The 25,443-nt window shown below is 39.4% G+C and carries 16 protein-coding genes; 5 read left to right on the top strand and 11 right to left on the bottom strand.

All coding sequences use genetic code 11. The features are described 5' to 3' along the window. Nucleotides 1-2: 2 nt before the first annotated feature. The 6 genes from EO95_RS16360 to EO95_RS16335 all read right to left on the bottom strand — a co-directional run bounded on the left by EO95_RS16360 (nt 3) and on the right by EO95_RS16335 (nt 5,602). Nucleotides 3-797 (bottom strand): C15orf41 family protein, encoded by a 795-nt coding sequence (locus EO95_RS16360; RefSeq protein WP_048136497.1) that lies wholly within the window; start codon nt 795-797, stop codon nt 3-5. A 496-nt stretch (nt 798-1,293) separates the two neighbouring features. Continuing rightward, entirely contained in the window at nt 1,294-2,046 is a 753-nt protein-coding gene (locus EO95_RS16355) for a hypothetical protein (RefSeq protein ID WP_048136474.1), read from the bottom strand. A gap of 60 nt (nt 2,047-2,106) precedes the next feature. Beyond that, nucleotides 2,107-2,958: a ribose-phosphate diphosphokinase gene (locus EO95_RS16350; RefSeq protein WP_048136473.1), complete on the bottom strand. Its 852-nt coding sequence runs from the start codon at nt 2,956-2,958 to the stop codon at nt 2,107-2,109. A gap of 97 nt (nt 2,959-3,055) precedes the next feature. Continuing rightward, nucleotides 3,056-3,523 (bottom strand): cyclic pyranopterin monophosphate synthase MoaC, encoded by a 468-nt coding sequence (moaC, locus tag EO95_RS16345; protein ID WP_048136472.1) that lies wholly within the window; start codon nt 3,521-3,523, stop codon nt 3,056-3,058. Between the two features lie 103 nt (nt 3,524-3,626). Next, nucleotides 3,627-3,812: a hypothetical protein gene (locus EO95_RS16340; protein WP_048136471.1), complete on the bottom strand. Its 186-nt coding sequence runs from the start codon at nt 3,810-3,812 to the stop codon at nt 3,627-3,629. Between the two features lie 287 nt (nt 3,813-4,099). Further along, nucleotides 4,100-5,602 (bottom strand): bifunctional ADP-dependent NAD(P)H-hydrate dehydratase/NAD(P)H-hydrate epimerase, encoded by a 1,503-nt coding sequence (locus tag EO95_RS16335; RefSeq protein ID WP_048136470.1) that lies wholly within the window; start codon nt 5,600-5,602, stop codon nt 4,100-4,102. Nucleotides 5,603-6,611: 1,009 nt separating this feature from the next. On the opposite strand from EO95_RS16335, the gene EO95_RS16330 reads away from it, so the two are divergent. Then, nucleotides 6,612-8,078, top strand: coding sequence for a DHH family phosphoesterase (locus tag EO95_RS16330; protein WP_048136469.1), 1,467 nt, complete (start codon nt 6,612-6,614; stop codon nt 8,076-8,078). 196 nt (nt 8,079-8,274) lie between these two features. On the opposite strand, the gene EO95_RS16325 is transcribed toward EO95_RS16330, so the two are convergent. Beyond that, entirely contained in the window at nt 8,275-10,770 is a 2,496-nt protein-coding gene (locus tag EO95_RS16325; RefSeq protein WP_235283071.1) for an oligosaccharyl transferase, archaeosortase A system-associated, read from the bottom strand. Nucleotides 10,771-11,532: 762 nt separating this feature from the next. On the opposite strand from EO95_RS16325, the gene wecB reads away from it, so the two are divergent. The 4 genes from wecB (at nt 11,533) to EO95_RS16305 (ending at nt 21,189) form a co-directional block, all read left to right on the top strand. Continuing rightward, the gene (gene wecB, locus EO95_RS16320) at nt 11,533-12,657 is read left to right on the top strand and encodes a non-hydrolyzing UDP-N-acetylglucosamine 2-epimerase (RefSeq protein ID WP_235283070.1); all 1,125 of its coding nucleotides are present in this window, start codon (nt 11,533-11,535) and stop codon (nt 12,655-12,657) included. Continuing rightward, complete coding sequence (locus EO95_RS16315) at nt 12,657-13,793, top strand: glycosyltransferase (RefSeq protein ID WP_048136466.1); 1,137 nt, start codon at nt 12,657-12,659, stop codon at nt 13,791-13,793. Before wecB ends, EO95_RS16315 begins: the two co-directional genes overlap by 1 nt. A gap of 35 nt (nt 13,794-13,828) precedes the next feature. Next, nucleotides 13,829-19,327: a glycosyltransferase gene (locus EO95_RS16865; protein WP_156164089.1), complete on the top strand. Its 5,499-nt coding sequence runs from the start codon at nt 13,829-13,831 to the stop codon at nt 19,325-19,327. A gap of 431 nt (nt 19,328-19,758) precedes the next feature. Beyond that, the gene (locus EO95_RS16305) at nt 19,759-21,189 is read left to right on the top strand and encodes a glycosyltransferase family 39 protein (RefSeq protein ID WP_048136465.1); all 1,431 of its coding nucleotides are present in this window, start codon (nt 19,759-19,761) and stop codon (nt 21,187-21,189) included. Between the two features lie 364 nt (nt 21,190-21,553). Here the strand turns inward: EO95_RS16305 and EO95_RS16300 are convergent, their stop codons facing one another. Genes EO95_RS16300 through EO95_RS16285 form a run of 4 tightly spaced genes read right to left on the bottom strand, consistent with a single transcriptional unit; the run spans nt 21,554 to nt 25,285 of the window. Then, nucleotides 21,554-22,282: an ABC transporter ATP-binding protein gene (locus EO95_RS16300; RefSeq protein WP_048136464.1), complete on the bottom strand. Its 729-nt coding sequence runs from the start codon at nt 22,280-22,282 to the stop codon at nt 21,554-21,556. Nucleotides 22,283-22,287: 5 nt separating this feature from the next. Further along, nucleotides 22,288-23,055, bottom strand: coding sequence for an ABC transporter permease (locus EO95_RS16295; protein WP_048136463.1), 768 nt, complete (start codon nt 23,053-23,055; stop codon nt 22,288-22,290). Further along, nucleotides 23,052-24,128 (bottom strand): glycosyltransferase, encoded by a 1,077-nt coding sequence (locus EO95_RS16290; protein ID WP_048136462.1) that lies wholly within the window; start codon nt 24,126-24,128, stop codon nt 23,052-23,054. The genes EO95_RS16295 and EO95_RS16290 overlap by 4 nt, the downstream gene beginning before the upstream one ends. Continuing rightward, nucleotides 24,125-25,285 (bottom strand): glycosyltransferase family 4 protein, encoded by a 1,161-nt coding sequence (locus tag EO95_RS16285; RefSeq protein WP_048136461.1) that lies wholly within the window; start codon nt 25,283-25,285, stop codon nt 24,125-24,127. The genes EO95_RS16290 and EO95_RS16285 overlap by 4 nt, the downstream gene beginning before the upstream one ends. Nucleotides 25,286-25,443: the final 158 nt, after the last annotated feature.

The following is a 25,443-nucleotide window of genomic DNA, read 5'->3' as shown; positions in this document are numbered from 1 at the left end:
CCTTACCAGTACACAAGGTAGTTGAACAGTTCGTCAGTCTGCTCTTTATATTCCCCAAAAAAGCTATGGTCCTTTACAAGGTAACCTTCGCCTTCGGATGGAAGGTCTTCCAGGTAACCATACCAGTAGACAACCATGCCTTCTCCGAAAATATTGGCATACTCCCCGAACTGTTTCTTTGCGTAATGCTTATGCTCTAAGTCGTCCCCGAAGAGGGCTTTGCTTTCAATCCACCTGACCATACGGTCCTCTATGCGGATCGGGTCTGCAAGGACAAAATCCGGGGTCTTTCCGTCTCCCTGAGCCCTGATTTCAGCTTCAGTGCAGTAGGAAATCTCCCTGTCATCAAGCCATTTGCGGATAATCTCTTCTCCCATCTCACCTTTTTTGCACTGCATCTCATGGGCGCGGGGAGAAAAGAAATAGTCCGCATCAAGGGCTTTTCCAATCTCTTTTCTCAGGCGGCGGTTTTCGATGCAGTCGAGGTGCTTGAAGAGCCAGTTTATGCTTTTTCGGGACAGGTCACAGTTCTTGAGGATCAGGGAAGCCATGAGGGTCGGAGGGAAAAATGTATACTCTGCAAGTTCAAGAATAGACCGCCCCTGCTCCCACCTCAAAAAGAGTTCCTTTTCTCTGGAATAGATCCTCCTGTGCTTGAACCTTGTCATTTTCACTATTTTCTGGTTAAGAACGGTAGCAAGCATGCCTGCAGGTCTGGAATATTCCTCTGAGAGGCGAAAAACGTCTCCAAAGTTATTCAGTGAACTGTATATCTTCTGGTATGTCTGGCGGTCCATCCTCAATCATCATATTCCTGTTCTTGTTTTTAACATAGGAAATTAAATCGAATAACATGAATTGTTTTTAACATAGGAAATTAAATCAAATAACATAGAAGGCATAAAGCGGAATCAAGCCACAATCCCGAGAAGATATTCATAAAATCTCAGCAGGAAACCCGTAAATCTTTAGATTTAGCGGGTAATTGACCAGGTAGGCTCTGCAGGCCTGCTTGGAAACTCAGGAAACGAAGAAAGCATTTTCTCCTTTTTTCGGGCTCTAAACGTTTTTTCCGAAACTCCGGCCTGCGGCTCCATTATAAGTTCATTTGAATAATTCTGAGTAATAATAAGTTCACTCAATCAGTTCGGTTAACTTTACTCTAATCAATTCGGTTAACTCTAGTTAGCTCTGCTAACCATAAGTTTACCTGGAGTTACCCTAAATTAATTCTGCTCTTATAAGTTAATTTTGAGTTATTCTAAGTTATCTCTTTCCGCGACAGAGGATCTTTTAACTCCAGAACTCCTCTTCGTAATTCTCGGGAAGGTCTATTTCCATTACCTCATCAAGTTTTTTGCGTTTGTCCCTGTATTCAGTCGCTTTTACTGGTTTTTCTTCCCTGTCGGAAGGATAAATATTTTTCTTTTCTTCTTCGTCACAGGATACAAAGATTGTTGTATGCTTATCCCTGGAGAGTACTTTCTCCTGGGTTTTTGGTTTCTCCGGCGCCTTTGGCTGCGGCTTTGCGTATATAATCGGGTTTTCAATAGGGTTTTCTTCGACAGGATCTTTTTTCAGCCTGGCTTCCAGTCTAAGGGAAGCTGTCTCAGCCTCGCTGGAAACCTGTCTCCCTTGCAGCCTTTTCTCGGGACCTTCTTCAAAACATTTATCCGTTTTTGCATCCATGGGTGCTTCACGGCATCCGAAGAAATATTTGCCGTTTTCCGTAGTTTGAGAAGGCTTTTCTTCCCTTCTTTCAACAGGCTTTTCAGGGGGTATTTCAACTGGCCTGGTAGGAAACCAATCTCCTTTTTCCGAGACGTTTTTCATTCTGGGTAGGGGCTGTCTACCTAACTTGCGGAATGTGTCTTCAGCATAGGTATCTTTTTTACGGCCGTCATTGCCGGACCTGATTTTACTTGTTACATTGTAACCTATAAGGCAGGTAGGTTCCCTTGTTCTCCATTCCAGACAGAAGAGATGGCATTCCAGCCCTTTACATGTCTGGTTTTCATCAAGTGGACAAATTTCTGGAAGGGTCATACTACTAAGAATACACAGACTGTAAAAAATAGTTAACGGTAATGAAACTGGAGTAAATGATTAAAGCCCGGAAAGGGCTTCTGCAATAAGAGGGGCAACACTCAGCCTGCTTTCGGCTTTCTCGAGGGTGTCGGTTGCGATTATATCTTTTACTCCTGCATTGAACAACCTTAAAGTTGCATTTCTTGTAAGGACAGGGTGCACGCAGGCAAGGTGGACATCAATTGCTCCCTGTGCTTTAAGCATCCTAATTGACTCCGCCATTGTCCCCCCGGTCGCAATCATGTCATCTACAAGGACAACGTGCCTGCCGGTTACATCAAGGTTTTTTGTCTTGATCACAACGGTATCTCCGCTGAGCCTTGTTTTCTGAAGATGGTCATGATCAAAACCATTCTCTGAAGACACATTCTTTACAAGCCCCTGAGCCCCTTCATCGGGAGCAACCAGCATTGGGTTTTCAAGGCCAAAGCCAGCGATGTATGCACCCAGCAGGTTTGCCGCATCAAGATTTCTGGCAGGGCAGGGGAAATACTCAAGTACACTCTTTTCATGAATGTTTACTGTAAAAACCCGGTCAGCGTTAATGCAGCGGGCAATAGCGCGGGAACTTATGGGTTCGCCTGGCTTGAACTTCTTGTCCTGCCTGGCATAGCCCATGTAGGGGATCACAACATTGATTTCAGCTGCCCCCTCACAGGCATCAATAAGCTGGAGCAGAGCAACAAGATCGGAGTCCGTGGGCGTGCTCTGGATAATGGTCACTTTTTCGTTTTCCGTTTCTTCTGCGATTCTAAGGTAAAGTTCCCCGTCAGGGAAACAATTAAATTCGCAGAGTACAGGCTCTGTCCCGAGCGCCCTGGCCGTGCGGCTGGCAAGTAACTGTGATGCTGGTCCACCTATGATCTTCAAAATACATACCTCAGTTTGCCGTCTTGATATATCCCATCCTTTAAAAAGCTTATTTTAAATGGACCCTTATTTTTCCGGTTTTTACCTCTTCGAACCTTTACCCTTTGAGCTTTTCAAGCACCCTGATATTTCGTATCAGTGTATGCGGGTAATTTCCTGTCTCATCCTTCTCGGCAGATTTTACCATATCCCAGACAGTAAGCAGCGCAACCGAAACTCCTGTCAGAGCTTCCATTTCAACTCCTGTTTTCCCGACAGTCCGGACCTCCACAATTGCAGAAACCGCATCATCTCCTACCTCCAAATCCACATCTATCCCCGTTATCGGAATCTGGTGGCACATGGGAATTGTTTCCGGGGTCTTCTTTACAGCAAGCACGGCTGCAACCCTTGCAGTTGCAAACACACTTCCTTTCTCAACGGTCCCTGTCCTTATTTTCTCCAGGGTTTCTGCGGAAAGTACGATTTCTCCTGCAGCCCGTGCCAGCCTGGAAACATTATTTTTTTCGCTTATATCGACCATTCGCGCTCTGCCGTCTTCAATATGAGTAAATGTCTTTCCCACAAAATCACCGCGTTTTTCGTATCTATCTGGAATTCCATATAACTTTTAATTTTTTTAATTTCTAATCTTTTTGCCCGCAATCCCCGGTCTCTTAATTTCCGGTTCAGTCAATCCGGATTTGTTTTCGCTGTGAGTAATCCTCAATCGCCTGTTCCAGTTTTTCTGCAAGTTCCTCGGCTTCTTCAAGGTTAAGCTTTACAACTTCTTCGTCTTCCCCGTGAAAAACCGTGATCCTGATCCTTGTCCTTTCGATTTCCACATCTATTTTCCTCTCAAAATCACGTACCATATTCTGTTACCCCCTTCCCTGTATACAGTTTTATATTATTTACAATACAGGACTACTGTTGCAATAGTCCAGGTTTTCAGGTATTGCTTGAATTTTCTGGATATTATCTGATTAATGAGCGGTTATTATTTGAATATTGTTTGATTATTATTTGAGTATTATCTGAACATTGTTTCATCTGAACATTGTTTCATCTGAACATTGTTTCATCTGAACATTGTTTCATCTGAACATTGTTTCTACATCAGTTTGCCCTTTTTTGAGCTGTTTTTGTGGCTATAACTCTTTCACCCTATTTCTGCCTCTTTGATTATTTCAGGAATCTTCTTAATAACGTCAGTTGCAAGCAGTGCATTTCCCGCTTTCTCGAACGCCAGGTCGCCGGCTGCCCCATTAATGTAAGCTGCACAGGCTGCGGCAAGAAATGCAGGGTTTTTTGAAAACAGAGATCCTGTCACACCTGCCAGGACATCTCCAGTGCCTCCTACAGTCATGCCTGGGTTTCCTGTCCTGTTCAGAAGGGTCTGTTTCCCGTCTGAAATGATGTCGATCTTTCCCTTCAGGAGTGTTACCACTCCCTTTTCCTCTGAAAATTCCCTGACAGCTTTTTCACGGGTTTCCGGGGTATCGGGGATTTCCATATCCCTCAGGCGTGCAAATTCTCCTGAATGCGGGGTTACTATTATTTCACAGTTCCCCGCAAGGGTTTCAAAGAGAGTGCCTGACAGGGCTGAAAGGGCGTCGGCATCAAGGACTGCTTTCCTGCAGAAGGGCAGGATCTTTCTGACAGCTTCAAGGGTCTCTGCTGCTCTCCCAAGCCCCATCCCCATTACAACCACATCATGAGAATTGATAAGGTCAGGGAGGATGGACAGGTCTTCGGGGCAGAGCACGCTTGAGGAAAGTTTTCGGACAATGAGGTCAGGAGAGTAAGAAGCTACAATCCCGGCTACAGATTCAGGCACTGCTGCTGTTACCAGGTCTGCTCCTGCCCTGAGGGCTGCAAGCGCTGCAAGCGCCGGAGCTCCGGAGTAAGGTCCGCCCCCTATGATAAGGACCCTTCCGGCATTTCCTTTATGCGCTTCAGGTGTCCTTTTCTGAAGCATCTGCAGATCACCGGGACCTACATAGTGTTCAGCATCCGCGCAGACTCCGATATCTGCAACCTTTACCGTGCCTGTATACTTTTTTGCCTGCTCACCCAGGAGCCCTGTTTTCATGCGGTGGAAGGTTACTGTAAGGTCTGCGTATACGGCTTTTTCAAAGCCTCCCCCATCAGGGTCAAGCCCGGAAGGGATATCTACGGCAATTACGGTTTTTCCGGCTTTTCCTTCGCTGTTTATAAGGTCAATTGCAGTTGATTCGAGCTCCTTTATGTTTCCCTTAATGCCTGTGCCAAAGATGGCATCCACCAGTATGTCGGCTTCTGAAAACCATCCCGAGGCTGCAAGTTGGCTTGAATCTCTGATCTCAAGTGTCTGAACCCTGCTGAACCTCAACAGGGAGAAATTGTGAAATGCTTCTTCAGTCCCTATATCCCTGTCTTTTCCGAGCAGAATCATCCTTACATTGTATCCGGGAATGCCGGCAAGGTGCCTGGCAGCAACAAAAGCATCGCCTCCGTTATTTCCCCTGCCTGCCACAAACAGTACCTTTCCGCTGCCAAGCTTTTCCTTTACATTCTGTGCAATAGCCGCGCCCGCATTTTCCATTAACTGAAGCGGGAACAGTCCCAAATATAAACAGTTGGCATCGATCGCCTTCATCCGTAAAGAACTGATATACTTCATGCTAATAGCCTGCATGTCTTTTTTTTATTGAGGTTATTCAATATTTTTATTGAGGTTATTCAATAATCTGTATAATTCTATTTAATTCACTTATCTTTTTACGAAATTCCGTATTCCAATAGAACCGGGTGTTTTCACGGATTTCTGTGTTTTCATGGCGCACGGTGTTTTTATGGACATGGTATTTTTACGTGGCTCGTTGCTAATCGGTTGATATTATTACAGGGCAACCTGAATACTATCTTTCAGTTTCTCTGTCCCGAGCAAAGCGCTGTTTGAGCCGGAGTGGCTTCCAGTAATTTAAAATGCAATCTTCAGTCGCGCTCAAAAAATAGAGCATCAAAATATCAACTGCTTAATAATAAAAGACCTATTTTTATGGAACTGGAAAGTATTTAATGCCGGTCCTGAATTATCCATATAATCTGAACTATCGATATAATTTGAACTATCGATATAATCTGAACTTATTTGCTGCTTTTATACTGAGATTATTTCTACTGAGGAAAACTCATCTAGTGTCATTAACTATATACGCTATATTCCAATATAACATGTATACCGGCAGAATTCAGGTTAAAACCTTAAGAACCCAGGCTATGCCGTAAGAATCCGGGCTATGCCGTAAGAAACAGGTTTATAATGGAAATTAAGGCAAGTTTGTTGCCTGGAATGTTAATTCCGTAATAAGTAACTTCATAAATAGTGACAAATGTAAAGTAAGAGGAGTTAATAGCTAAAGTTAGCATATTTGAGAATTACATGTTAATATTGCATTTAAATTGTAAAAACGAAGATGAATCTGATTTAATATTATATTATAAAGCAGATTCAGTATTGAAATAATCTTAAATAGCCTTATGTCTAACAATGTAATGTTTTTACCTTATTCCTTTATTGAGATTTAAATAGAGAAAAAAGTAAAAAATTGTAAGCAGGCAGGAATCTGATTAAATGTTTGCTTTCCTTTGCACGTGTCTGGACTTACATAAGAATAGGAGGATGACTTTTGTCAAATTCTTCAAAAGATGCGGATAGCAGCCTTAAGAGCACAGTTAAATCCAGGTATCTTATCCTGGGCAGCGGTAGTATTGGTTTTGCGCTTGCAAAAGAGCTCAGGGAAAGCAATAAGCTTGTAGTCATTGTAGATAACGACGAAGCTAAGGTTGAGACTCTCAGAGAAGAAGGCTTTGAAACTATTCTCGGAGATATCTCTGACCCTGAGCTCATTAATAATATTGATCTTAAAAATGTCGTTGCAATACTCTTCCTGAGTTCCAACAATGAGGCAAACAGGAAAGGAATTGAAAACTTTAAGAAAATCGTAAACCCGGATATCCAGATATTTTCCCGTGCCTCGGATATCATCAATAAAGAAAAGATGGAAGATCTGGGGTCTGATTACGTTTTTATGCCCTCCAAGCTGGTCGCAAGCTCCCTTTCCCGTTCCCTTGAGAGAGCTGAGTCTGTCCACAGGGGCAACAGGCTCGCCAGGTGGCTGAAAGGAATAAGGGATAAAAAACTTGCTATCGTAATCCACGATAATCCTGACCCGGATGCGATATCCAGCGGGCTTGCATTAAAGGAAATCGCAAAAAGCCTTGGAGTTGAAGCAAATATCCTCTACCACGGAAGGATAGGGCATCAGGAAAACAAGGCTTTCGTAAACCTTCTCGGGATTGACCTCAGCAAGATGGAAGATCACGACCCTGATAACTTTGACGAAATTGCCCTGATAGACTGCTCACTCCCCGGTGTTAATAATATGGTTCCTCCGAATTCATATGTAGGCATTGTGATAGACCATCACCCACCCGGAGAAACCGAGATAAAGGCTGAATATATAGACATCCGGCCCAACTTTGGGGCAACAGCCACTATCATGACAAAGTACCTGCAGCAGCTAAATATCAATATATCGAAGACCCTGGCAACGGCTCTACTTTACGGGATCAGGACTGACACACAGGACTTCAAGCGGAAAACCGACCCTGCAGACCTCTCAGCTGCTTCGTACCTCTATCCCCTTTCAAATCACGGGATCCTGGACCAGCTCGAGCAGCCTTCAATGGCTATTGAAACCCTTGAAGTGCTCGGGGAAGCTATCCGGAACCGGCAGGTACTCGGGAGTTACCTTCTCTCAAATGTCGGGAACATCCGGGATAGGGATACTCTTCCTCAGGCTGCGGATTACCTCCTGAGCCTTGAAAGAATCTCCACAACTGTTGTCTTTGGGGTCACCGATGACCGCATCTATATCTCGGGCCGCAGCAATGATATCAGGGTCAACCTTGGAGAGATTATGCGCCAGGCCTTCGGAGAAGACGCGGGAGGGCATGCAAATGCAGCAGGTGCCCAGATACCTCTCGGAGTTTTCAGTGCCACAAAAGACAGGCAGACACTCTTAAGGCTCGTTAACGAAGCAGTCGTCAAGAGATTCCTGAGTGCCGTCGGAGTTGAAAGTACAGGAGAATAAGCTATCGGAAAAAAGGCAGGCGTTTTCAGTAGAACCGCCACCATTGAATTTTCTAAAAGAGAAAAGAAGGAGGGATTTATTCCTCTCCCTCATTTTTTTTCAGATTTCTTTTTTATTTCAGTCGAATACCCCGCTAGCTTGCTGCGGGGTGTGCCACTGCAACTTTGATTTCCCGATTTTTCACTTCTAACGCTTATTATACGTTTTCTGCTTCAGTAAAGGGAAAGTTTGACTCTATTCTATTTCCGTTCAAAATGTCGCTCTCAGTTACCTGAATTCCTGCAATAGTTGAGTTTTTTCCTGTGGTCAGTGAATAAACAGAGGTTGCATGAACTCCTTTTCCTGTGTTTTCGGTCGAATAGGGCACGGTTATCTCAAATATACCGTTCTCATCTGCCACGTCACCTTTCTGATATGTGAATTTCCTGCCTGTATTTGAGCTGAGCTCAAGTGTTGCCATCACGGACTGGTTAGGGCTTGCAGTGCCTGAAATCGTGGCTCCCTTGACATATTCGAATACCTTCACAGTATTTTCTTTACTATTCTTATTCTCTGTGGAATTTATAGTACTTTCATGGATCAGCCTGTAATTCCCCAGGGAGGTTCCATCAAGTTTATGTAGCTTATATACCTGGGTTTGCAGGAGAGCATGTTTAGGAGTTGCAACGGTTTTGAGGCCTGCATTTTCTTTCGCGGTTTTGACTTCGTAATAGTCTCCGATATTTTTTCCTGCTATCGTGGTAATAGCACTAAACTTACCTTCTGCCATCAATGTGTCAGTTATTACGTATTTTACATTGAGTTTTTCAATTATTGTTTTTGCTTCCTTTTCGGAATCCGTTATAAAGAAGCGTGCAGAATCTTCTATACCTGTCTGGAAGTTATTGGAGACTGCAGGCCGTTTTCCCACATATACAATCCAGTTTCCGTAGTCCCACCAGCTAAGAACCCCGTACTCAGGGGTTTCTGAAGGCTCAAGATAATAAGAAGTTGCAGGTGTTGAGGCTTCAAGCCATTCGAGGGAGTCCTGCCATTCAGGATCAATTGAGACTGCATCCTTTGCAAAAGTAGCACCTAACCATACGGAGGGCACAAAGATCAGGCCTATCAGTGCCACCCCTGAAGCAAGTTTGAAGTAGTCAGGTCCGGCATCCGTAATCTTTGGCTCTGCTGCATGTCTGGTTTTTGATTTTGAGTTCGTTTTTGATACTGACCTTTTACCCGTTTGAAAGGCAGATTCCAGATCCTTCTCCGTTACCTTTCCGGATTTTGCCAGCTTATTTACTTCTTTTCCGAAATCAAGGGATTCCAGCAAAATCCAGAGAATATATGCGGTAAGGATTGAGATATTTACCGCAAAAAGATAGGAAAACCGCCTCTGGGAAAAGGTGAGGTATGCATAAAAAAGTGTCCATACAAGGAAAAATACTCCTTCTGGCTTTGACTTTTCGCCTTTCAACTCAAGGCCGAACAGGAAAAATCCTGCCAGTGCCGCCAGGAAGGAAAGCCCAAAACTTCCTAATGTCGGGGCGAAAGTAAGTTTTCCCTGTGAAGTCAAAAAGAGGGGCACTGCTTCTACAACTGTGCCTATATATTCACCTTTTCCAGAAAAGAACCTCAGTCCTTCAATAATGAAAGCGTAGTATTCGACGGAAAATATCCGGAGGAAAAGAAGTCCTGAGCCGAATACGAGTATTAACACGCCAGGATAGTACTTCCAGTCCATTCCTTTCTTTGAGATATATGCTGAAAAACCCCATAAAAGGAATATTCCGGTGAGCAGGATCAGTACAAAGACCACCTGGAACCAGGAAAGATACATTGCACTCATTTCAAGTCCCTGACGGGCTGCTCCTGCTGAGAGAGGGATGGTAAACAAGAGTGTTGCAAACAGAGCTGCAGTTGAGCACATGAAGAGGTAATCTGACTCTTTCCCTGCTTTAAGATCGAGTGTTGCCTGAACCAATGCATAAAGGACAACAAAGCCGATAAGGGCAGGAGCTCCTACCCATGTAAAGATAAGGAGTGAAAAAAAGAGTCCTGAAGCCGCTGCAAGAAGCAGGGGATTTATGAGTTTCTTATCTGAGGATATGTTTTTGAGTGAACTTAATGAAAGTTTTCTCTCCCCTGCTAGCTTTATGGCAAGTATGAAAAATGCATAGGCTGCCGTTGAGAGGAGTACTTCAGCTACGTGATGGTCAACTGCCCCAAAACGGGATGTGTATACATGGGCAGGTATAACCGCAAAAATGAAAGCTCCAAGAAGCCCTATTTTTTTGTCAAAGACTGAAGCCGCTACCACATAAACCGGAATTACTGTAAGGACTCCGAGCAGTACCGGTAAAAGAGCCCCTGCAAATTCGACAGTATGCGTGTCAGGCTGTCCTCCTCCCAGAATTATTGCAAGCATGGCGCCTAACAGGTCAAAGAATGGCGGCCACCCAATCTCAAAACCATAAGGATAGTTAAGATAGGTATCAAAGTTAAGAAAATGAGGGAAACTGGAGGCCGTATATAGAATGCGCCGCATATGATAAAACTCATCAAATCCCGTAAAGGTTATGCCACCGTCTGCAGTGAGTGAAGCATAGGAGAGCATGCGCATGAGAAAAGCAACTGCTATTACAGCGATAAGTGAAATGATTTTAAATCTTGAACTATAAGTTGATGGTTTTGACTCCAGATGCCTCATGTTTTTATTCATAGCGACCACTTCATTGTATTTTTTGATTTTTTCAATAGTTCCATCTTTTTTACTACTTCTTAAAGGAGAGAGTGCGTAAAAATAGTCCTTTTACTTTCGTTTGATTTTTTAATATTCTCTTATTTAATCCAACACCTTGTTATCTTAGTGATATAATTGTTACGTTCACGGCTTTCCGCTAATTCATACTTTTTATTGTGATGTCTGCTTAATTCAATACGCAAACAATTAATACTTTAATTTTTATGGGCATATTCACTCTATGTAGTCTATTTTCGGCAGTGTCACGAATTTGCTGTAAATTCAAAGTCAATTTTTTGCCTATTGTATAAAATTTGGTTCTTCGGATGTGGGATATCCTATTCATTTACTTCTTGAAATCTGTGATTGTAATGAAAAATCGACACACAGCCTACTCCTGGCTGTTTGAATTACTTCTAGATTATCAAATTACAAGTACCGCTATAAATCAATATTTATATTGTTTGTCGTAGAAAGGATTATACACATGTTTCTATGATTATTAAAAAATTATTAGTTTTATGTTAATTTTTTGAGTAGAACTTGTCATATTTGTCATTATACATTGGTTAAAAATATACTCATGAGTTCACTTAAATTAAAACTTTTGCGTGTAGATCTCTCTCCAGATCGGGATCATCAGATTGGGATTTGAGTTGTAAAATACATACCATTAAATCAATTTAATGATTTTGATATCTCGTACATAAGCTCTAAAAAGTCCAAACTTTGATAAAATCAATTTTAGTCCAATATTATTCTTTAAATGGAGACCTTAAAATGAAGCTCTCAATAATCTTAGGCACAAGACCAGAAATTATTAAAATGTCTCCTCTGATAAGAGAATGTGAAAAAAGGAACCTTGATTATTTCGTTCTGCACACTGGCCAACACTACTCCTATGAGATGGATAGGGCTTTCTTCGATGATCTTGAGTTGCCGAAACCAGCCTATAATCTCGATGTAGGTTCCGGAAGCCATGCAGAGCAAACAGGTAAAATCATGGAGGGTATCGAGAAAGTCCTTCTTGAAGAAAAGCCAGACGTGGTTTTAGTTCAGGGTGATACAAATACTGTACTTGCAGGCACTCTTGCTGCTTCTAAAGTACATCTAAAAGTAGGGCATGTGGAAGCCGGCCTTAGAAGTTATGACCGCAGCATGCCCGAAGAAATAAATCGAGTTGTAGCAGATCATGTTTCGGATTATCTCTTTGCACCCACTGAGCTTTCAAAGCAAAATCTACTGAAAGAGGGTATTGAAGAAAGCAAAATATTTGTAACTGGTAATACAATTGTTGACGCAGTTTTTCAAAATTTAGAGATTTCTAACAAGAAAGTAGATGTCTTGAATGATTTGAACTTGAAGTCTAAAGAATACTTCCTTCTCACTTCCCATAGGGCAGAGAACGTCGATAATCGGGAACAGTTGGGCAAATTATTGAAAGGTATTTCCACGATCCAAAAAGAATATTCGCTACCTGTTGTTTTCCCTATACACCCGAGAACAGAAAAAAGAATCAAGGAATTCGGTTTTTCATTGGAAGGGATCAGGCCTATAAAGCCTGTAGGTTTTCTGGAGTTCCTGCAGCTTGAAGCGAATGCCAGACTTGTATTTACTGATTCAGGCGGAGTTCAGGAAGAAACCTGCATTCTGGGGACCCCCTGTGTAACACTGAGAGATAATACAGAAAGACCTGAAACACTGGAAGTCGGCTCTAATGTCCTGGCAGGTGTTGAACCGGATCGTATTATCCAATCAGCTATCAATATGATGAGCGAAAAAAGGACCTGGATCAATCCTTTTGGAGATGGAAGGGCTGCAGAAAAAATAATTGATACTCTGAGGACCGAATAATGGAGTCTTCAGCAGAGAGCGTCCCATTGGATATTGTCTGTTTCTCTGATATTTTCTGGGACGCACTCTGGCAGAGGCATCAGCAATTATTTACAAGATTTCCTTCTAACTGGAGAATTCTATTTATTGAACCCACGTCAATTCCTGTTCTCCTTAAGCAGCCTAAGCGGTTGTTCACAAGAAAACATCTAAATATAGAGATTGTTTCGTTACCATCGATTCCCTTGATAGACAGATCAGAGAATTTAAGGTGGATTAATGATTCTTTAATCTCTTTCTGGCTTCGTTTCATTTTAAAACAGAAGAATATGAAAGAGCCGGTTCTTTTCTACTATGAGCCCAGATATTCGACTTTAATAGGGAAGCTACAGGAAAAAATGGTTGTTTTGGATTATATTGATGATAAACTTGCATTCTCTAATGTTCCATCCTGGATGAAAAAGTATCTGGATAACTTAATCGAGAAAGCAAATCTTGTTTTCGTAGCTTCTTCATATTTACATAATAATATCCTGAAGACTAGAAAGAATGATGTGTATCTGATTGGTAATGGGGTTGATGTGGATCATTTCAAGAAGGCAATGACAGATATCCCAATTCCTGAAGATATAGCACACATAAAAACACCGATTGTAGGATACGTTGGTGCTCTGAGTGACTGGGTAGATTTTGATATCATTAGAGCAATTAGCAAGGAATATCCGGATTTTTCTGTTGTGCTGGTAGGGCCGGAATTTCCCAGCGTAAAAAACGAAATTGATTCCTTAAAGCAATATCCAAATATATTTATACTTGGGGTGAAGCCTTATGAATTACTCCCGAATTACATTAAAGCTTTTGATGTTTGCATAATTCCTTTTAAAATTAATGAGTTAACATTGAGTTCGAATCCTCTCAAATTTTATGAATATATTTCAAGTGGGAAAAATGTAATTTCGACCAATTTACCTGAAGTAAAACAGTTTGATCACGCAATATATGTCGCAAATAATTTAGATGAATTCCTGCAGTTTGTCCCCGTTTCTCTCAATACAAAAGTGAATGTTGAAGAGGTTCTTAAGATTACAGAAGAAAACACCTGGGGTCGAAAGTCGGAAAAGATGATTAAGTTGATAATTCAAAAATTGGAACATTAAACAAATCGGGCATTTTAATTGTTAATTCTTAAAGAGTGAGTGATATTGTGTTTGCTGAGATAAACTCCAAAGAATGGTGGGAAGAATATTTTAAAATTAAATGGGAAATAAACAAAGGAAGAGAACAAACCGAATATTTTATGCAGTTGATTATTGAAAATTTGCCTGTAAGTATCAAAAAATATATTGATAATCCAGAAATCACTATTCTTGATTGGGGATGTGCTTTAGGTCAGGGTGTTAACCTTTTACAAAATAAATTTCCCAGTGCTAAAGTTAAAGGACTGGATATTTCAGAGAACGCTATTGAAAAAGCAAAAAATGAATACAAGAATCTCAGTTTTGTATCCGGAAGTTTGTCAGAGTTGAACGAAGAATTCTCCGTAATTGTTTGTTCGAATTGTCTTGAACATTTTGCAGATCCGAAACCATACTTTCAGGAACATTTAGCTCACACAAAAGATCTATACATCGCTCTTGTGCCATATAGGGAAGAAAATCGCATTAAGGATCATGAGATTTCTTTGAGTGAATATTTTTTCCCCGATAAAACCGAATCCTTCCAAAAAATTTATTCTAAAATCCTGGATACCCGATCATCTGTTTTTTGGTATGGCTATCAATTGCTAGTAATCTACGCAAATAAATCTCTAAATTTTGATACTATGAAAAGAAATGATGACACATTGATTAATTCTCAATCCCCCCAATTATGGGATAATGTAGCAGAAACTTACTCTGAAACTGCAAATATTGCGGAAATCAAATTAGGTCAAGAGATTGAACAATTATTTTTAGGTTTGGGGATTGAGCCTGGTGCGTCCTTACTTGAAGTTGGGTGTGGAAGCGGGCATTTGTCTGGATATCTTGCAGGTAAAGGTTTTCATACCACACTTATTGATTTCAGTAAAGTAGCTCTGGAAAAAGCAAAAGAGCATTATGAACAAAATAATCTTGTAGGAAATTATATTCATGCAAACATGTTCGACCTATCTGTCGACCTGGTCGAACCTCATGATGTTGTCTGGAATTCCGGAGTACTTGAGCATTTTGATGCCTGGGATGTTATCGAAACTTTAAAGAGAATGGGACAGGTTGCCAGAAAATATGTTCTTGTCCTCGTGCCAAATGCAAAAAGTATCCCTTATTTACTATTCCGCCAGCAGGCAATGGAAAAAGGTGAATGGATATGGGGGAGGGAACTGCTCCGCGACTCTATGAAACATCTTGCAGAAGCTGCAGGTCTTGAAGTTATTGAGGAGCAACATATAGGAAAGCATTTTTCTTATGATCAGTTTACTTATGTTAACCCCGAAATAGGAACAAAATATCAGGATATAGATCAACAGCTTCTCCCAAGGGAACAAAACTATTTAATCGCATTAATTGCCAGACCAAAAGCAGGTAATGTTTCAATAATTTCGGAAGATCTCCTGAATAATGTGATTAAAATTGAATCGAATGTCGAAAGAGCTACCTATTCTTTCGATCATTCTGCTTCTAATCATTCTATAAAAATTTATATGAGACAGATCTCTGAGCTTTCTTCAAAGATAAATGACCTCAATAATAAGATTTTATCAGACGAGCTCAGTAATCAGACTTTATTATATAACTTAAATAGAGACTACAAATCTCAGATAGAGATTAAGGATCATGAGATTCTCAATAAGGACGATGAGATTCTCAACTTGCAAAAAACGATTGAAGATTTGAGACTGGAAGTCAATAGAATAAATAACGAAGCTTCAACGTTGAAATCTACTAATGAAAAATTAAAGCTGGAGATAAGTAACAAAGATTTCTCTATAGATAGTTTATCTAGAGTTCTCCAGGATCGTGAAAATTCCCTTTCCTGGAGATTTAGCCAGTATTATGGCAAGTATTTTGAAATAAACTCTCCAATTACCAGATTTTTATCTTCCTCTCTCAACAAATTTGTAGGAGCGGCTGAAAAGCCTCAGAATATATCAGAGACCTCGCCATATGAAAGGGAGCTTGAGAAAATTCTGGGAGATCATAAAGGGAAAATAAAAGGAATTATTGTTTATCCCCCTACGGTTGACTGGAATATTCCTTTATTTCAACGTCCTCAGCAACTTGCTCTTGCTTTCTCCAAGCTTGGATATTTATTCTTCTATTCGGTCGGGGACAATAAGCTAGATAAGGTCGATGGGTTTCAGAAGATCCAAGAAAGTCTTTATTTAACAAACAAGTATGATTTACTGGTCAGTTCTTTATCAGAACTCATTCTGTTACTTTCATGTACAAATCCAAATGTCATGATTTCAGATATAATGGATATTAAAAGAAAAGGAGGCCTGGTTATCTATGATTATATTGATGAGATCAGTCAGGATATTATTGGCCCAATATTACTTGATGACATTCTCCACAGGCACCAGTACATGCTGAAATCAGCCGATATTTTTGCTGCAACTGCAGATAAACTTGTGGATAATGTTGCAAATCAGGGTGAAAAGGACATTCACCTGATTCCAAATGGAGTAGATTATAACCATTTTGGTACTCTATCGGCTTCTATCCCGATTCCAAAAGACTTAAAAAATATTGTTGATTTACAAAAACCCATTATCGGATACTATGGCGCTCTTTCAATATGGTTTGATTTTGATCTAATTGAGAAATTAGCTGAATCGCGGCCTCAGTATGAAATCGTACTTATTGGTATGATTTATGACGAATCCATAAAAAAAGCGGAGCTAAATAAACATTCAAATATTCATTATTTAGGGTCAAAAGATTACTCTATACTTCCCGAATACGCAAAATTCTTTGATGTTGCAACGATTCCATTTGTTTTAAATGAGATTACGGAATCGACGAATCCTATAAAACTTTTTGAATATATGGCACTTGAAAAGCCAATAGTCTCCACAAATATAAGGGAATGCCGTAAATATCGTTCTGTCCTGATTGGGAAGGATAAAGAGGACTTTATTAACAAAGTTGACCAGGCTTTGCAATTAATAGGCAACAATGAATATTTAAAGTTGTTATCTAAAGAGGCAAAAGAAAATACTTGGGATGCAAGGGCAAAAGAATTTGATCAATTGATTACCGAAATAAGATGTGATAAACTTGACAATAATGAAGCCATGGAAAGAGGGTACATTAACAGTTCATTGTATTTTGGTCAGGAACAGGATAAGGTAAGTGTGATCTTGCCTGTTTACAATCAGGCAGATCTTCTGGATGAGTCAATTCAGAGCGTTCTAAACCAGACATACCAGAATTTTGAATTGATTATTGTTAATGACGGTTCTAGGGATGGTGTGGAAAGAGTTCTGAATAAATATGTAGACAACCCAAAAATTAGGGTATTGTCCCAGCAAAACCAAAAATTGCCTAAGGCCCTTAACAATGGATTTTTTTATGCAAAGGGGGAGTTCTTTACATGGACTTCAGCTGACAATATCATGGATTCAAAGCAGCTGGAAGTGCAGGTTAATTTTTTAAAGAATAATAATGATGCTGACATGGTTTATTGCGATTACGAAATCATTGATGATCGAGGAGAACCTTTAACAGATAGCAATTTTAGGGTTCAAAATCAAAAACCTCAGGGGTCCAGTTTTATTCATCTTCCAAAGACTACCGAGCATCTCAACGAAGAAAAGGATAATTTTATTGGCGCTTGTTTTATGTACAGAGGTCTGGTTGGTAAGGTTATTGGAGATTACGACCCTTTCACCTTTGGATGCGAAGATTATGATTATTGGATGCGAATTAACAGTTTATTCAATATTCAACATCTAGGCAGTGAGGACATTCTTTATCGATATCGTGTCCATGATAATACATTAAATGCAAAGGCTGAAGAACTGGGTATTTATGAGCGGGTAAATGACCTTATGGAATATGATAAGGAAAGAAGAGCGTTTTATAAAAAACCATTTGAGATCTTATTTGCAGGTTCCTCTGCTGAATTTGAGAATATGAGCCGTTACTATAAAGCAGAAGGTAATTTTATCTTGGAAAGTCTTCAGGATATTGAAAGTATTTCTGAAAAAGGCCTACTCTTTTGTAAACTCTCCGAAGTAAACTCCGCGCTGCAAACTATATCTGAAAACCCGAAAATTTATAAAATACTTGTCATCGATCAGGATATTGATGAGACTACGGTTGATGAAAGTACAATAAAGGCTTTTGACTGGGTTCTTTGCTTTAAACTTGAATCCTTTAATATCTTACACCATGATCATAACGAAAAGATTTTCTATATCCCTGATTTCAGCGGCACCAATCTGAAGATAATCCTTAAACTGGCAAATGACGCTATATTCTATCGAAACACGAGAGCCACTTATGATAAAAAACTGCCTGAAATTTACATTCACAGGAAATTAAATGTATTGCTCTTGGCTCCAAGTCTCAATAAGGGTGGGCTGGAGCAAGTAGTATATGATTTATCAACAAATCTTGATAGAAATAAATTCAATGTTTATGTTGCCTATGTGCAAGCCGGAGGATACATTTCAGATAAGTGCCTTAGTGAGGGAGTCTCTGTAATTCCTATCAATAACAGCAAGGAGAAATTTGCTGAGATTCTTAAAAATTATAATATAGATATAATAAACACGCATTATTCCAATTTCGGGCTGGAGACTGCAAAGAGAATGAACATTCCTGTAGTCTCAACAATACATAATAATTATGTCTGGTTTCAGGAGCATGAAATCTCTGCATATTTAAATGAAAACAAGTACATCTCGTCTTATATCGCGGTTTCAAAAAACGTTAAGAAGTATTCAAGACATTATTTCAAGATAGATCCTGATAAAATCAATGTAATTCCTAATGGTGTTAATTTTAAGACTTATTCCACACCTGAGTCGAAGATTCAGGAGATGAAGGCCAGACTTGGTCTTCTGGAAAACGACTACGTGTTTCTTGTCGTTGCAGGCTATTCGGGTTTAAAATCACATATTAACGTAATCAGTGCGATGAAAGATCTCATAAATAGCTATGCAAATATGAAGATTATTTTTGTGGGTCCTGTTCTTGAGGAGGATTATTATAAGGCTATTGAAAAGAAAATCCGCGAATATGGTCTTCAATCAAATATCATTCAACTTAAATTCGTTTCTGATGAGGATATGCATTGTCTTTATCAGATAGCAAATGCTTTTTTGCTACCTTCGCTGATAGAGGGTTGGAGTATTTCCGTAATGGAGGCCATGCATTATGGTCTTCCTTTGATCCTGACAGATGTTGGAAGTGCGCGCGAAGTTATCAAGAACAGTGACATTGGGATTATAATTCCTAATGCTTATGGTGATATTACTAATCTAAATATTTCAAATGTGTTTGACTATAAGATGAATGAAAACTTGCCAAACCTTGAAATTCTCAAAAAATCAATGATTGATTTTTACACTAATAACGATAAATGGAATGTTTCAGGGAAAATGGGAATCAAAAGAGTCAATCAAGAATATAATCTCGATGCTATGGTCCGAAAATATGAAAAATTGTATTTAGAGGTGTATGTGAAAAATAATACACTGTAAATATAATTTCAGGTATCCAATCTAAAAGTTGGAATCAAAAACTTATATGTTTTGGAAAGTATTTGCTGCCGATATAAGATCCGACCTTCTGCAGATGTCTTCAAAAAGATAACATTTCTCATGTTATCGTTTTTGAAGATTTTTTATAAAATCTGCAGTTATCATCTCAACTAAAGCCCGGGAAATGGGTTCTGGAAATTTTCAACGAAAGCAAAAAATAGAAATTTGTGGGATATTTCAAAAACACGTGTTTGAGTAACCAGGGCAGTTTTCAGAAAAAACGATAGCATGAAAAGTGGTGATGACTGAAAGGACATCTGTGGCAAGTGGGTAAGATAGATTATTTTAAATTTTTGTAATTACTTGCTAGGAACAGATTACAAATCAATATTTAGAAGCTATAAGTCAAAATCAATATTTAGGAGCTATAAATGAAAATCAATAATACGTGGTCAACATATCGAATTGATCACGTTCTTGTTTACATTATCGGATATGTTTTTTTTATTAGTTCAATTTTGTCTATTCAAAACTATTATTTAATTAACATCCCCAAATATTGGATATTTGTTTTTGGGTTCATAGGCTGTTGTTTTTATTATATTCTCTCTGATACTGACAGTTTTATTCAAAAGGGATCAACAAAGCATTTTTTGATTATTAGCGTCTTTGTAATTATTTTACTGCGTTTAATTTGGATACTAGCAGTACCAACCATACCTTTTTCAGATTTTGAAGTCTATAATAATTTTGGAATACTCATTTCCGAACAGTTTCCAGCCCATTTATTATCTATAGATTATGATGGTAGAGGCTTTGGATATTCTTTTGTGCTGGGAATCATTTATAAAATTTTTGGTGTAAATCTTTTTGTAGCAAAATTACTAAACGTTTTTCTTAGTGCATTGACAGGAATTCTGCTTTATTTGATTGCGGGACATTTATTTGATGAATGTATTGCAAGGATAACTACGGTACTATATTTAATCTGGCCTGCTCAAATTATGTATAGCAGTGTCCTGGCTTCAGAGCATTTGTTTATTTTTGTTCTTTTTCTCGGAATAGCTCTGTTTATCGGAGCTATTAAAGTGACACCAGATAATGCATATACAAATATTTTTTTAGCGGGCGTTGTCTTTGGATTAGCTTATACCGTTCGTTTTCTATCTCTAATCGTTGTTGCCACAGGCTTTATGACGTTACTATTTGTTCAAGAAGAATCTTTTAAAAAAAAGGTCAAATCATCTCTTTTTTTAATATCTGGTTTTGTTATTGTTTGGATCTTTGTGACTGGTCTAGGTTTACTCGTTGATACCCCTTCTGACCCGAGTACAGGAATACAACATTCATTGCTTGTGGGCACAAATCCTGAGTACAAAGGGCAGTGGAATCCGGTTGACAGTCAAATATGGAACGATTATAGTCCAGAAGAAGCGAAAAAAATTGCTTTTCAGACTGGTTTATCTCGTATAACTGAAAATCCCGGAGGATTTACTAAACTAATATTCGAAAAATTTAATATAATGTGGGGCGACGAATCATTTGGAACTTATTGGAGTATCCAGAATATGGATACAACCAAATCAACTGTTTTTATACTCCATAATCAATTGCTAATGCTTGCAGTCTCCCAATTCTTCTATTTTGGGATATTATTTTTTAGTTTATTGGGTTGCTATAAATTAAAGAACACAAATCTTAACATTGGAATTCAGTTTCTTTTCATGATCTTTTTTATTTTTGTGCTACTTCACAGTTTCCTTGAAGTGCAATCTCGATATCATTATCCTTGGGAATTAATATTCTTAATATTGGGAGGATACGGAATAGCACGTAAACCAGTCATTCCATGTAATCCTTAAATTTATTATTTCGGGAGTACAGAAGGTCACGAATCTCGACCTTCAGGCTGTCCGACAATTCAATTTCAGGGCAAAAATATGTAAAAAAAGTATATAATGCCTTTAAATAGAAAAAGAATGAATTAAATTATTACTGGTGGTAATTGTCAGGCCGCCTGTTTAGGGTGGGGCGGCCGCACGCAATTTCATCTAATAGTTGGCTATTGATTGCGTTTCTCTATTTATCATCAGTAGTAATCATATCTCTCTGTGTCGTCAAAATCACTCTCAATAAACTGGTTTTTGTATGCTGAATAATTACCATTTATTTATCATACTGGAAAATTCCGGAATATCTTCTTTTGATTGTAAATTCTCAGGATGTTTATGCGATAGATTGATATATACTTATCATTTCTTCTGCAGTTCCGATTCCAATCTGTTCTCCATGATTCAATAGAAGCACCTTATCACAAAAACGCTGTACTGTACTCAAATCATGGCTGACATAAACAACCGTTTTGTCCATTTCCCTATATCTGTCGAAAACTTCAAAACATTTTTTCTGAAAATCGAAGTCGCCTACTGCAAGAACTTCATCCAGAAGAAGAATTTCCGGTTCGATTTGAACTGCAGTTGAGAACGCCAGCCTTACAATCATTCCACTGGAAAAGTTCTTGATTTTTGTATCCTTGAAACGGGTTAATCCTCCAAATTCAAGAATACCATCTATTCGGTCCTCTATCTCAGTGTCTGAGAGTCCCATTATGGCGCCATAAATTTTTATGTTTTCTTTTGCGGTTAAATCCGGTTGAAAACCTATTCCTAACTCCAAAAATGAAGTTATTTTGCCGTTTACCGTTATTTTGCCTTTTGTAGGACGAATCGTATTAGCTATGACCTTTAGAAGAGTGCTTTTTCCACATCCATTATGGCCTATGACTCCAAGCCACTCTCCTTTTTTGACTGTGAAATTTATATCTTTTAATGCAGTGAATGATTCATATCCCATTTTACTATCCATCAGCCCATATAATGATTCAAATAACGTATTTCTTTTTTCGTGCGGGATCTTGTAGTTTTTCCATACGTTTCTTGCTTCGATAATGTCCATTATAATTAAACCTCCTCTGCAAATCCAGGCTCAAGCTTCATAAAGATAAGATACCCAACAAGTAACATCACAAGGGATGAAGCAAAGCAGAAGACAAGATCCCAGGAAGATACGGCTGTATTATACAGCAACGACTCTCTAGATATTAAGATTATTCTTGCCATTGGATTCAAAAGTAACAATCCTTTAATATCACTCTCGTAAGTTGAGAAGTCAAAGAAAACGCCACTTGCAAAAAAACCAGCCTGAAGAATGACTGCCCAGATGTACTGGACATCCCTATAGTATGTATTGAGTGCGCCTAATGCAAGGGATGTACCAAATACGAGTATAAATATGATCATGAATATAATGGGGAAATAAATAGCAGTTGATGTTGGCACCACCCCTGAAATTACCATGAAAATACCAAATACCCCAATTTCAAGCACTGCCATCATAAGAGCGGTAAGAGATGAACTAAATATCAATATCTCTCTTGGGATATAGACCTGTCTTACCATGCCCGGTTTGCTGATTATGGCTTGCAGGCCCATTGAAGTACCTTTTGTAAAAAAATCCCACAGAGCAATGCCAAGAAGGAGGAATAAATGGTAGTTTTTCTGAGTACTTGGAAATACATCTACAAATACCACATATAACACCAATAGCATCAGTAGTGGTTCTAATAATGACCAGAAAAAGCCCAGGACTGAGTTTTTATATCGTACCTTGAAATCGCTAATTGCCAGTCTTTTTATAAGATGACGATATTTCCATAAATTTTTGCTCATCTACTGATTACCTCTTTCGTTTTTTTAATAAATTCTGATGTATCAAAAAGTTTTGCTCTTTGAAGGCACGAATCCTTAAATTTTTCCGGATTTTCCGAGACGATTCTTATTGCCTTAACAATACTTTCTACATTTGCTTCAACCAGCAGTCCTGTTTTGCCATCTTTCATGCTTTCGAGGAATCCGCCTTCTTTGACTGCCACTACAGGTTTTCCTGCGGCCATGGCTTCAATAGGTGTCATCCCAAAATCCTCATCCATTGCCGTTGTGATATGTCCTCTACAGGTGGTATATAATTCAAGTAGTTTTTCCTCTGAAACACTGCCAATCAACATTACATTTTCTGGAAGTCCAGTCATTAATCTGGATGCATATCCTGATGCATGATCTCCTGCTGCATAACCTCCGACGATAAGCAATTTTTGATCTGGCATTTCTCTGAAAGCTTCAATTTGCAGTTCCACTCTCTTTTCAGGATACAGCCGATTTACGGATAGCCAGAAATCTCCATATTCCTTGAATTTAAATCTTGAAGTGTCAACCGGAGGATAAATTACTTCTGAATCCCTATTTAAGTACTTTCTTATTCGATTTTTAGTATTTACGGAGTTAGTCACAATCTTACATACATGAGATAAGTAGTACTCAGAAACTTTCCTGTGCAACTGTACCCACACCATAAATGGTACCGAAACAAAAATTGACTGGTTTTTACGGTACACATCGTAAAGATCATAGAAAGCTCTTGTTGGTGTGTGACAGTAGTAAAGATTTGGTTTGTGTTTTTTCGCTGCAAAGAGTGCCCAGTTCCCGGAAAAAACAAAAAAATCATATTTTTTCGAAAAATCACAGGTTGCAAATTTAAAAGAGGCATCTATCTGTTTTAAGGGTGGCATCTTTAAGGTGTTCCCAAGGCTTATGATTTTCACGGCCTCAAAACCCATTTTTTTTACGGAATCCATATCTACATCTGTAGTAATCACGTCTGCTCCCAGTCCCTTTGCAAGGGTAAGAACCAGTTTTTCTCCTCCGCCGATTGCTCCGATGTAATCATGGAAAATAGCAATTTTCATGCAAGTTCCTCATAACTATTTTCTAGTTTCACTAATGCTTCATCCCAATCATATTTTTCAGCTTTGTTAAATGCAGCTTCTGAAACTTTTCTGTTTCCTGAGCTCTTCTCAATCATTTTTTCCACGGCTTTTGCAATCTCCCTCTCTTCCAGTTCCACAACAAGCCCGTCCACTCCATCTTCAACAAGTCCCTGCGCTGCATTGTACTTCTCCCTTACTGTCACTACAGGCACCCCGCAGGCAAAAGCCTCGATTACAACCATCCCGAAGCCTTCCCTGCTTGAAGGCAGCACGAGCACCTTTGAAGCCTTGACTTTTCCGATTAATGCCCTGTACTCCTGAAAGCCTGCAAACTTGACATTTTCAGAAACTTCCAGCTTCCTTGCAAGCTCCACAAGCGCTGCCTTTTCAGGTCCATCCCCAACAATACAGCACCTGATGTCTGGAAAATCAGCTTTAAGGAGAGCCACTGCTTTTATCAAAACATCAACATTTTTTTCTTTTATGAGCCTGCCTGCGAAGATTATGTCGTAAATTTTCTCCTCAAGTCCTGCAGAATTCAGGCCACCTTCCGGTTCAATCCCGGAAATCCTTTTAAAATCGATCCCGTTAGGGATGACCATTATATTATTTTCAGGGGTCCCAAGGGCTTCAAGCCTCTTCTTCGTCCAGTCCGAAACCGCTATATTATTATCCGATATTTTAGAAACCGCTTTTTCGATCACTTTTCCGAAAAAGCCTGCTTTTCCCATGTATTCATACCAGTAGTCATCCCAGACTTCATGCCATGTAAAGATTGCAGGACTACTTTTTAAAACTGAGACAAGCTTTACGGTAAAACAGGAAAAATAGGGAAATACGCTTACGTCAATAAGGTCGAATTTCTCTTTCATTAGTGCTGGAAACAATTTCACTGAGAATAAAAGTGCTTCGGAAATTGACCTTCTGCCAGCCACATAGAGTTCCCTTGCTTTGCAAACGCCGTGGAGGGTCATGCCTTCATATTCAATAACGTCTCCGCCTTCCCACCATTTAATCCCGAAAAGGTGCACATCGTGCCCCTGTGAAGAAAGCCGCATCCCCAGTTCATGAATGCGCATTTCTGCGCCCCCTTTGACCCAGGGATATACAGCATCGTATACGAAGGCTATTTTCATTGCATCACCTTACCAGTCTGTATCAACTTCTAGGAGCATTACGCTTACAAAGACTGCAGAAAAAATCAGCTGGAGCCCAACTGCTGCAAGCACCATTGAAATAACTGCGGATTCTATTTCTTCAAGAGAGCCATATCCTGAACTGATCCATGTGTAGG

Origin of the sequence: Methanosarcina sp. 1.H.T.1A.1 (assembly GCF_000979295.1) — an archaeon.
GTDB lineage: Archaea > Halobacteriota > Methanosarcinia > Methanosarcinales > Methanosarcinaceae > Methanosarcina.
This window is presented reverse-complemented; position numbering and strand designations above follow the sequence as displayed.

Excerpts from the sequence above, each read along its gene's own strand:
- EO95_RS16355 (WP_048136474.1), bottom strand. The coding sequence starts at position 2,046 with ATGACCCTTCCAGAAATTTGTCCACTTGATGAAAACCAGACATGTAAA.
- EO95_RS16295 (WP_048136463.1), bottom strand. The coding sequence starts at position 23,055 with ATGAGCAAAAATTTATGGAAATATCGTCATCTTATAAAAAGACTGGCA.
- EO95_RS16300 (WP_048136464.1), bottom strand. The coding sequence starts at position 22,282 with ATGGACATTATCGAAGCAAGAAACGTATGGAAAAACTACAAGATCCCG.
- EO95_RS16335 (WP_048136470.1), bottom strand. The coding sequence starts at position 5,602 with ATGAAGTATATCAGTTCTTTACGGATGAAGGCGATCGATGCCAACTGT.
- EO95_RS16290 (WP_048136462.1), bottom strand. The coding sequence starts at position 24,128 with ATGAAAATTGCTATTTTCCATGATTACATCGGAGCAATCGGCGGAGGA.
- EO95_RS16285 (WP_048136461.1), bottom strand. The coding sequence starts at position 25,285 with ATGAAAATAGCCTTCGTATACGATGCTGTATATCCCTGGGTCAAAGGG.
- EO95_RS16325 (WP_235283071.1), bottom strand. The coding sequence starts at position 10,770 with ATGAGGCATCTGGAGTCAAAACCATCAACTTATAGTTCAAGATTTAAA.
- EO95_RS16360 (WP_048136497.1), bottom strand. The coding sequence starts at position 797 with ATGGACCGCCAGACATACCAGAAGATATACAGTTCACTGAATAACTTT.
- EO95_RS16315 (WP_048136466.1), top strand. The coding sequence starts at position 12,657 with ATGGAGTCTTCAGCAGAGAGCGTCCCATTGGATATTGTCTGTTTCTCT.
- EO95_RS16305 (WP_048136465.1), top strand. The coding sequence starts at position 19,759 with ATGAAAATCAATAATACGTGGTCAACATATCGAATTGATCACGTTCTT.
- EO95_RS16340 (WP_048136471.1), bottom strand. The coding sequence starts at position 3,812 with ATGGTACGTGATTTTGAGAGGAAAATAGATGTGGAAATCGAAAGGACA.